Below are 10,017 nucleotides of genomic sequence, written 5' to 3'. Positions count from 1 at the left end.
GAAGCGGATCTCGCCGCCCAGGCGCTCGAACTCGGCGGCCATCGCCCGAGTGACCTCGGCGTAGTCGACGATGCCGCTGGAGGGCACGAAGATGCCGGCGATGCCGGTGATGTTCGGCTCGCGCTCCTTGAGCGCCTCACTGGAGAGCCACTCGCGCTCCAGGCCGTTGGCCGCGGTGCGCTCCCATAGCGCCTCCATGCGCTGCTTCTCCTGCTCGTTGGTGGCCACCAGCAGCTTGCCGCAGGTGTCGTAGGCGATGCCGTGGGCGTCGCAGAAGGCCTTGGTGGCCCGGTTGCCCTCCAGGCAGAAGCGCGCCTTGAGGCTGCCCGGCGTGTAGTAGACACCGGCGTGGATCACGCCGCTGTTGTGGCCAGTCTGATGTCGGGCCGCCCCGCCCTCCTTCTCCACCACCAGCATGCGGCGATCCGGATAGGCCTGCTTGAGCTGCATGGCGGTGGACATGCCCAGGATGCCGCCGCCGATGATGATGAAATCGTACATGCCGTTCTCGCACCTCCAATGAGACGGCCACGCCGTCGTCACGGCGTGGCCTCGTCAGGGTACCCCGTCGTTCGGGGCACGGCACCTCAGACCTGGCGCGGGTTGCGCAGGGTCTTGGCATGGGTGAAGTAGCCCCGCTGGCGCATCAGCTCACGGCGCAGGTCCGGGTGAGACGTAAAGCGGTCACGGCCGTGCAGCCAGAAATGATTGTTGATCAGCAGGAAGCTGCCCACCGGGTTGGGCACCGAGAGGATCGCCGGGCTGTTCTCGAGCGACTCGGAGAGGTCGGTCAGCCAGTTGCCCTCCTCGAAGTCCTTGGGCTGCACGAACTGGTCGATGTAGGACATGATCGGCAGACCGCTGGCGTCCACGTCGAAGACCGCGTGGTAGATGTCCTTGGCAACATTCTTGCTGGGCGGCGCGGTCCAGCGCATCTCCCGGCGTGCCAGAGGATGGTGGTAGAAACGCGCCAGCCCCTCCCAGTCGTCCAGGTGCAGCAGTAGCGAGTTGCCGCCTTCCATGTGCTGCTCGTCGATCTTCATCATCAGCACATAGTCGGTGTCCTGCTCGACAAAGGTACCGTCGTTGTGCAGCTCCATGACCCGATGCGGCTGACGCAGGTAGGAGTCGGAGTCATCGACGTTCTTGACCACGAAGCGTGCGTAGTACTGGCCGCTCATGGCGTCGTAGTTGGAGCGCCCCATCAGGTGAGCCACGGCGGTGGCCACCTTGACCATCTCGTCGGCTTGCTCGACGGCGTCCAGCCCTTCGGGAACCACCTGGAAGCCACCGGTGGCGCGGTCCACCAGCGTATTGACCAGCACCGGCTGCAGAGTGTTGTCGCACAGGTCGTCGAGGATCTTCGCCACGCGGAAGCGCAGCATGGACTTGTACTCCAGCGCCTGCACCGGCCACTCGGCGACAGCCTCCAGGAAGGCCTCGACCACCTCGCGGCTGATGGTCAACTGCAGCAGGCGCGGCGACTGGGAGGACGGCGCCAGGGTGAAGCCGCGGATATCGGCGGGCAGGGGCATGGCGGTCTCGGGAAGCTGGGTCAGTACGGTCATGTCAGGGGCTCCATGGCATTACGTGGACACAATATAAAAATATAGATATTTTTATATTGTGTCAAAAATAAAGGACGCCCATTGGCCGTCCTTAATCCCCTGGCTTTCAGGGCCGCACCGGAACCCGCCGGTGCGGCCCGTCAGGAGATGACTTCAGCGACCGGGATAGGGATCGGCGCCAGCCAGCTCGCGGTTCATCATGGTGTCGCTGTAGGCGATGCCATAGCGGGCCCGCGACCAGGCGTAGAGGACCAGCCCGATCAGCATCCACCCGGCGAACATGAACCACTCGATGGTGGAGAGCGCCGAGGGGCTGCCCGGCAGGTACATGCCGATCAGCACGACAGACAGGATCACCGACAGGGCACCCACGGTCTTGCCACGGCGGACCCGGAAGGGCCGCGCCATCTCCGGCTCTCGCCGGCGCAGCACCACGAAGGAGAGCGCCACGAAGAGGTAGGCGATGACAATGCCCAGGCCACCGGCCACCACCAGCCAGACCAACGCCTGGCGGCCGAAGAAGGGCGCAATGCTGGAAAGGATACCCATCACCAGGATAGCGTTGGTCGGAGTGCGGTGCGTCGGGTGAAGCTTGGCCAGGAAGGCCGGCAGCATGCCGGAGTGCGCCAGGGCATAGATGGCTCGTGAGCCGCCGATGTAGAAGGCATTCCAGCTGGTGATGATGCCCGCGATTCCGGCCAGGATCATCAGGTTGCCGGCCCAGGGTGCCTGGAAGGCCGCCTGCATGGCATCCGGCACCGCCAGCGAACTGGCACCAAGGGCCTCGGGATCGAGCATCAGTGCGGTCCCCAGGATGATGAAGGCGTACCAGAACACCGCCAGGATCACCGAGATCATCAAGACCCGGCCAATCTCGCGGAATGGCAGGTTGATCTCCTCGGCGGCCTGCGGGATCACATCGAAGCCCACGAACATGAAGGGCACCATGATGATCACCATCATGATGCCACCCATCACACCCTCCTCGACGCTGAACAGCGGCTGCATGGTCTCGGTGCTGCCCTGGAACAGGGCGCCGGTGATGAACAGGATGCCGACCGCCAGGATCAGCAATGTCACCACCTTCTGGACCAGCGCGGCGGTGCGTACGCCGATGTAATTGATCCACATCATCAGCACCGACCCGGCCACGCCGACGGCGACCCAGGTGGCCTTCACGTCCCAGCCGGCGATGTTCCACATCTGGCCCACGGCATAGTTCGGAAAGAGGTGCTCCACCACGGTGGGCAGTGCCACGGCCTCGAAGGCCACTACGCTCACGTAGCCCAGGGTGATGGCCCAGGTGCAGAGAAAGGAGGCAAAGTGCCCCATGGCCCGGTAGCTGTAGACGTGCTCGCCCCCGACCTGGGGCATCGCCGAGGCCAGCTCGGCATAGGTCAGCCCCACCAGCACGATGATCAGCCCGCCGATCAGGAAGGCGGTGATGGCCCCCAGGCTGCCGGCCGACTGGATCCAGCTGCCGGTCAGCACGATCCAGCCCCAGCCGATCATGGCGCCGAAGGCCAGGGCCAGCACGTCCTTGCGGGCAAGGACTCGCGTCAGGTGCGTCTCCGTGGACGTCTCGTTGTTCATGTCAGCCTCTTGGTCGATTGTCGATTGCCGCGATGTAAGATTTTTTCACAAAACATCGACAAAAATAGTAAACGAACGACAAACGTTCAAGAAATATTGAACACCCGGTGACTAGACATTTGTCGCAGCCGACCCATGCCGGTCGCGAAATCCCCGCAAGGCAGGACGATGCCTTTCCTCGGGCGTCCTTACAGTATAAGGATATGCGTATCCAGAGGTTGCCACCGCCGCCACATGCCGGCCATCGGCGGGACCGCCCGGCTAGTTCGATATTCTGCACACCCTTGCCCCGGACCACGAACCCCGCGATGCCCCCGTCTCACACCAAAAATCACCGAATCGATACTGGCAAAATCGCCGTATAGACCCCATAGTGTGGCTGTCGAAACCGCCCACTGGAGCATCATGAGCACGGCACGACATACCGCATACGCGGAACCCACCGACCCCCCGCGAAGCTGCCCTGACCTTGATGTCAGGGACCTGGAAAAACGGTCACGCCTCATGCGCATCATCACGCGGCTGATCGCTGTATCGGACCTCGGCAGCCGAGAAATCGCCCGCCGCGCCGGTCTGCCGATGCAGAAGATAAGCGACCTCCTCTCGGGGAAGCTGGAGCATCTCACCATCGACGAGCTCCGCCTCGTCTACCGCACCATCGACCCGAGCGGCTCACCGCCCTGATCGCACCCTCCCGCGGGAGGCTGACACGATGACGAACAGCGAACGCTCCGCCTTGCAGGCGGGGCGTTTTTTCTTGCCTGACCGACCATCTTTAAAACTTTTAAAATCAAAGACTTGCACCAGGATTACGCCAGGGTTAAGAGATTGCCAATAATCCCTTGATCGACATCAAGTGCCTGGACCTTGGTCGCAGGTAGCCTTCCGGTATCGACCTTGACCCGTCAGGCGGCAACCCCGCCCCACCCAGGCCACCGGAGGCGCCATGGACCCCATTCGCCGTTCCCTTCTCGGCCAGCTGGCCCGCCTCAGCGCGGGCGCCGCGATGGTGCCGCTCTCGAGCGTCGCCAGCGCCGGCATCAACCAGCAGCCACCCCGCCGTGAAGGCGATCCCAGCAAGCGCTACGGCATGCTCATCGATCTGCGCCAGTGCATCGGCTGCCAGGCCTGCACCGTGTCGTGCCATATCGAGAACGCCGCCCCGCTGGGCAGCTTCCGCACCACCGTCTCCCAGTACGAGGTGGAGCACCAGGAGACCGGCGAGGTCGCCACCTTCATGCTGCCCAGGCTCTGCAACCACTGCGAGAACCCGGCCTGCGTGCCGGTCTGTCCGGTGGAGGCCACCTACCAGCGCCAGGACGGCATCGTGGTGGTCGACAGCGACCGCTGCGTGGGCTGCGCCTACTGCGTCAACGCCTGCCCCTACGACGCGCGCTTCATCAACGAGCGCACCCAGACCGCCGACAAGTGCACCTTCTGCGCCCATCGCCTGGAGGCCGGCCTGCTGCCGGCCTGCGTGGAGAGCTGCGTGGGCGGCGCGCGGATCATCGGCGACATGCGCGACCCACAGAGCCAGATCAGCCGCATGATCGCCGAGCATCGCGACGAGCTGATGGTGCTGCAGCCCGAAAAGAACACCCTGCCCCAGGTTTTCTACCTCGGCATGGACGAGCGCTTCGTCACTCGCCCCGACGCCGAGCCGGTGGCCCTGGACGTCCTCGACCCCCACGGCAAGGAGATGGGCTATGAATTCCGCCATTGAGCTGCTCGCCCCGCGCTATGACATCGCCTGGTACCCCTGGGCGGTGCAGTACTTCTTCATGATCGCCCTCTCCTACGCCAGCCTGTGGTTGGCCGCCCCGGCGCTGGTGTTCGGTCGCGCAAGGTGGCTGCCCACCGCGCGCCTGGCGCTGCTGGCCTGCCTGACCACCACCCTGGTGGCCCCGGTGGCGCTGCTCGCCGACCTGCACCAGCCGCTGCGCTTCTGGCACTTCTACGCCTACGCCAACAGCCACTCCTGGATGTCCGTCGGCAGCCTGGTCCTGCCGCTCTATCTCGTGGGCGTGATCGTACTGGCGTGGCTGGCCTGGCGCCCGGCACTGCAGGCCCATCGCCAGGCACCCGGCATCGCCGGGTTCATCGCCCGCTGGCTGTCGCTGGGCGACGCCCCGACCCCGCGCGCCCTGATGGTGCTGGTGGGCCTGGGCACCCTGGCGCTCTCCACCGGCATCATGCTCTACACCGGCGCCGAGGTGGCCATCGTCAAGGCCCGCCCGCTGTGGCACACCGTGTGGCTGCCGCCAATGTTCGTCGCCACCGGCGTTATCGCCGCCGCCGGCCTGGTCCTGGTGCTCAACCGGGTGGCCGGCGAGCGCAGCACCACGGTCATTCGGCAGATGCTCAGGGTGATGCTGGGGGCCTGCCTGGTCGCCGCGCTGGTCGCCGGCAGCTGGTTCCTCGACGGCATCAATGCCCACGTCGGCTCGGTGGCCGCGGCCATGGAGTCGGTGCGCGACAGCGCCGAGTGGCGCAGCACCGCCCTGTGGGGCGGTCTCACCGGCGTGGCCCTGTTCGGTGCCGTGCTTTTCCTGCTCACCCGCCCCGCCGCACGCCGCCCGGCGCTGTTCGCCTGGGCCTGGGTGCTGGGCCTGGTGGCGCTGCATGTGGGCTGGATGTTCCGCTGGGTGGTGCTGATGGACGTGCAGACCGTGGCCCGCCACAGCGCCGGCTTCCACCACTACGGCATCCCCGCCGGCTCCTCCGGCATCCTGGGCATCGTCGGCACCTTCGGCCTGTGGCTCGCCGCCATCCTGCTGATCGATCTCTTCGTGCCGTGGCGCCAGGCCCGCCAGGGCGGCAGTGCCGCCGACATTCCCCCCGCACAACCCGACGCCCACAGCGCTGCGGAAACCACTGAAGGAGCCCCCGGCCATGGCTAAGTTCCCTGTCGATACCTCACGCCGTCGCTTCATGAAAGGCGCCGTCGCCGCCGGCGGTGCCGCCACCTTCGCGGCCGGCTATGCCGACCCGCTGCTCAAGATGGGCAAGGGGATCACCGGCAGCGCCGGCGAAAAACCTGAGCACCGCATCCACGGCAACTCCCTGGCGCCGGAGTACACCGTCGACCCGGCCAGCGGCGAGCTGACACTCAACCCGGACCAGCGCCTCGCCTTCACCGTCTGCTACGGCTGCACCACCAAGTGCGGGGTGCGGGTGCGCGTCGACAATGCCACCGATCAGGTGCTGCGCGTCGCCGGCAACCCCTACAACCCGCTCTCCGCCGACGAGCACCTGCCGATGCGTACCCCGGTGGCCGAAGCCCTGCGCGGGCTGAGCGCCTATGGCGACCAGGGTCAGCAGAACCGCTCCACCGCCTGCGCCCGCGGCAACGCCATGATGAGCCAGATCGACAGCCCCTTCCGCGTCACCCACTGCCTCAAGCGGGTCGGTGGGCGCGGCGGCCGTGAATGGCAGAAGGTACCCTTCGAGCAGGTCATCGAGGAGATCTGCGAGGGCGGCGACCTGTTCGGCGAGGGGCACGTGGACGGGCTGCGTGCCATCCACGATGTCGACACCCCCATCGACCCGGAGAACCCCGAGTATGGCCCGAAGGCCAACCAGCTGATGGTGATGGAGGCCACCGACTATGGCCGCTCGGCACTGCTCAAGCGCTTCGCCTTCAACGCCTTCGGTACCCGCAACTACGGCCACCACGGCTCCTACTGCGGCCTGGCCTTCCGCATGGGCTCCGGCGCCGTGATGAACGACATGCAGAAGTTCGCCCACGTCAAGCCGGACATCCAGAACGCGCGCTTCATCATGTACATTGGCTGTGCGCCCAGCCAGGCCGGCAACCCCTTCAAGCGCCAGGGGCGGCTGATCGCCCAGGCACGTGCCGCCGGCACCCTGGAGTACGTGGTGGTCGATCCCGGCCTCAACGCCTCGGTCTCCCATGCCGACGAGCACAACCGCTGGGTGCCGATCCGCCCGGGCACCGACAGCGCCTTCGCCATGGCGGTGATCCAGTGGCTGCTCGACAACGAGGGGTACGCCAAGGACTTCCTGGCACTGCCCGGCCAGCCCGCTGCGGACGCCGCCGGCGAGGTGACCCACACCAATGCCACCCACCTGGTGATCGAGTCCGAGGGCCACCCCCGCCGCGGCCGCTTCCTGCGCGCCAGTGACCTGGGCCTGGACGAGGCCGACAGCGACGCCGACGTGCCCATGGTGGTGGCCGACGGCGAGCTGGTGAAGAGCACTGACGCGATGGCCGCCGAGCTCTTCGTCGACCGCGAGGTGGAACATGCCGACGGGGAGAACGTGCGAGTGAAGAGCAGCATGACCCTGCTGCGCGAATCCGCCAACGCGTACTCCCTGGCCGAGTATGCCGAGCACTGTGGCATCCCCGAAGCCACCATCGTCGACCTGGCAGAGCGCTATGCCCGCCACGGTCGCCGCGCGGTGACCAACTGCCACGGCGGCATGATGTCCGGCAATGGCTTCTACGCCGCCTTTGCGGTGCAGATGCTCAACGTGCTGGCCGGCAACCACAACCGCAAGGGCGGCAGCGCCCCCGGCGGTGGCCAGTTCAACGGCGTGGGCGAAGGCCCCCGCTACGACCTGGCCAACTTCCCCGGCAAGCGCGGCCCCAAGGGGATCTTCCTCTCTCGCTCACGCTTCCCCTACGAGAAGTCCTCCGAGTACCGGCGCAAGGTGGCCGCCGGGGAGAACCCCTACCCCGCCCGCGCCCCCTGGCGCTCGCTGGCACCGCCCACCCTCACCGAGCACCTGCCCTCGGCGCTGGACGGCTACCCCTACCCGATCAAGGCGGTGATCGGCTGCATGGCCAACCCCATCTACGGGCAGGCGGGCCTGGAGGCACTGATCGCCGACAAGCTCAAGGACCCCAAGCGTCTGGGGCTCTACGTCGCCGTCGATGGCTTCCTCAACGAGACCAATCGCTACGCCGATTACATCGTGCCGGACTCGGTGATGTACGAGGTGTGGGGCTTTACCGGCGCGTGGCGCGGCACCCTGGGCAAGATGACCACCGCCTGCTGGCCGGTGGTGGAACCGCGCCAGCAGAAGACCGAGGAAGGTGAGCCGGTTTCCATGGAGAGCTTCTTCATCGCCACCGCCAGACGCCTCGGGCTCCCCGGCTTCGGCGAGGGCGCGATCCCCGACGCCGACGGTAACCTGCACCCGCTCAACCGCGCCGAGGACTTCTTCCTGCGCGCCGCCGCCAACGTGGCCATGCAGGGCGAACCGCTGCCCGACGCCGACGAGAGCGACATCACCCACGGCGGCCTGGCCCCGCTGCTGCCGAGGCTTGCGCGTACCCTCAAGCCCGAGGAGCGCGGCCCGGTGGCCTACCTCTACGCCCGGGGCGGCCGCTTCGAGGACGTCAAGGACCACTTCAAGGGCGAGAACCTCACCAGCGCCTGGAAGCGTACCCTGTGCGTCTACAACGAGCAGGTGGGCACCAGCATCAACACCCAGACCGGCGAGTCAAATCGCGGCGTACCCCGCCACGCCCTGCCGCCGCTGGCCGACGGCCGCGCCATGCGCGAGGTATTCACCGAGGAGGCGTGGCCGCTGCTGGCGTTCTCGTTCAAGTCGAACCTGATGAACTCCTACGCCATCGGCCTCGAGCGGCTGCGCATGATCAAGCCCTACAACCCGGTGATGATGCACCGCCAGGACGCCGAGCGCTTCGGCATCAGTCACGGCGACACCATCCGCATCGAGAGCCCCGGCGGCAGCGTGACCGCCCTGGCGCTGGTCGGTGAGGGCGTAATGCCGGGCGCGCTGGGTATCGAGCACGGTTATGGCCACCGCGATCTGGGGGCCATCCCCCACGTGATCGACGGCGAGTCCCAGCCGGACCTGGAGTGGCTGCGCGCCGGCATCAACATCAACGACCTGGGCTTCAAGGACCCCACCCGCCGCGTGGACGGCACCTGGCTCGAGCCCATCAGCGGCGCCGCCGTACGCCAGGGCCTGCCCATCCGGGTGACCCGACTCGATGCCTGACGTCGAACCAGGCGACGACGTCATGCCGAACGCCGGCATGGCGTCGCGTCATCGATTTGCCTTTAGACTGTGGCGGCAACGCCAATGCCCCACCAATCTCGAGCGACCCTGACCATGCAGCACCCGCAGCACCCCCTGGGGTTACAAGCATTAAGGGATATCGTCCTCGTCGGCGGCGGGCACACCCATGTGGGGGTGCTCAAGCGCTTCGCCATGAAGCCCGAACCGGGCGTGCGGCTTACCCTGATCTGCCGCGACACCCACACCCCCTACTCGGGCATGCTGCCGGGCTACGTCGCCGGGCACTACGGCTACGACGACGTGCATATCGACCTGCGCCGGCTGGCGGAATATGCCGGGGCCCGCTTCTTCGCCGACGAGGCCGTGGGCATCGACCACGACGCGCGCAAGGTGCTCTGCCGCTCGCGCCCGCCGGTGTCCTACGACTGGCTGTCGATCAATATCGGCTCGACGCCGCGCGTGGATACGATCGGCGGGTCCGCCGAGCATGCTGTCCCCGTCAAGCCGATCCACCGCTTCAACGACCGCTGGCTGACGCTGCTCCAGCGCATCGAGGCGCTCGCCGGCACGACTCGGGTGGCGGTGGTCGGCGGCGGCGCCGGCGGGGTCGAGCTGCTGCTGGCCATGCAGTACCGGCTGGGCCGCGAGTTGTCCGCCCGGGGGCGCGACCCGGCCGAGCTCCACTTCGCGCTCTTCACCCGCGGCGAGCACATCCTGCCGACCCACAATGCCCGGGTGCGCCGGCACTTCGAGACCACGCTGCGCCGCCGGGGCGTCGAGGTACATACCGGCACCGAGGTGGTCGCCGTCGAGGAGGGCCGGCTGCAGGCGGATGACGGCC

General features: G+C 67.0%; 8 protein-coding genes. 5 read left to right on the top strand and 3 right to left on the bottom strand.

Annotated features, from left to right (window positions below):
• The 3 genes from RI841_RS10930 to RI841_RS10920 all read right to left on the bottom strand — a co-directional run.
• Window positions 1-501: FAD-dependent oxidoreductase (locus RI841_RS10930; RefSeq protein ID WP_310705630.1), on the bottom strand; the 501-nt coding region annotated here is incomplete at its 3' end.
• Between the two features lie 86 nt (window positions 502-587).
• The gene (gene glaH / locus RI841_RS10925) at window positions 588-1,568 is read right to left on the bottom strand and encodes a glutarate dioxygenase GlaH (RefSeq protein ID WP_310705629.1); all 981 of its coding nucleotides are present in this window, start codon (window positions 1,566-1,568) and stop codon (window positions 588-590) included.
• Window positions 1,569-1,721: 153 nt separating this feature from the next.
• Entirely contained in the window at window positions 1,722-3,161 is a 1,440-nt protein-coding gene (locus tag RI841_RS10920) for an APC family permease (protein ID WP_310705628.1), read from the bottom strand.
• A gap of 504 nt (window positions 3,162-3,665) precedes the next feature.
• Between RI841_RS10920 and RI841_RS16515 the strand changes: the two genes are divergently transcribed.
• The 5 genes from RI841_RS16515 to RI841_RS10895 form a co-directional block, all read left to right on the top strand.
• Window positions 3,666-3,845 carry a hypothetical protein gene (locus tag RI841_RS16515; RefSeq protein WP_405000937.1) on the top strand — a complete coding sequence of 60 codons (180 nt, stop codon included), beginning with the start codon at window positions 3,666-3,668 and terminating at the stop codon, window positions 3,843-3,845.
• 262 nt (window positions 3,846-4,107) lie between these two features.
• Window positions 4,108-4,884, top strand: a complete 777-nt coding sequence (gene dsrO, locus RI841_RS10910) for a sulfate reduction electron transfer complex DsrMKJOP subunit DsrO (protein ID WP_310705626.1) — start codon at window positions 4,108-4,110, stop codon at window positions 4,882-4,884.
• Window positions 4,868-6,061, top strand: coding sequence for an NrfD/PsrC family molybdoenzyme membrane anchor subunit (gene nrfD, locus RI841_RS10905; protein WP_310705625.1), 1,194 nt, complete (start codon window positions 4,868-4,870; stop codon window positions 6,059-6,061). The genes dsrO and nrfD overlap by 17 nt, the downstream gene beginning before the upstream one ends.
• Entirely contained in the window at window positions 6,054-9,155 is a 3,102-nt protein-coding gene (locus RI841_RS10900) for a molybdopterin dinucleotide binding domain-containing protein (RefSeq protein ID WP_310705624.1), read from the top strand. The genes nrfD and RI841_RS10900 overlap by 8 nt, the downstream gene beginning before the upstream one ends.
• 84 nt (window positions 9,156-9,239) lie before the next feature.
• Window positions 9,240-10,017: FAD-dependent oxidoreductase (locus RI841_RS10895; protein ID WP_310705623.1), on the top strand; the 778-nt coding region annotated here is incomplete at its 3' end.

Source organism: Halomonas sp., from assembly GCF_031581305.1.
In the GTDB taxonomy this organism is placed as follows: domain Bacteria; phylum Pseudomonadota; class Gammaproteobacteria; order Pseudomonadales; family Halomonadaceae; genus Halomonas.
The sequence above is the reverse complement of the archived record's forward strand: the minus strand, read 5'-3'. Positions and strand labels throughout refer to the sequence as shown.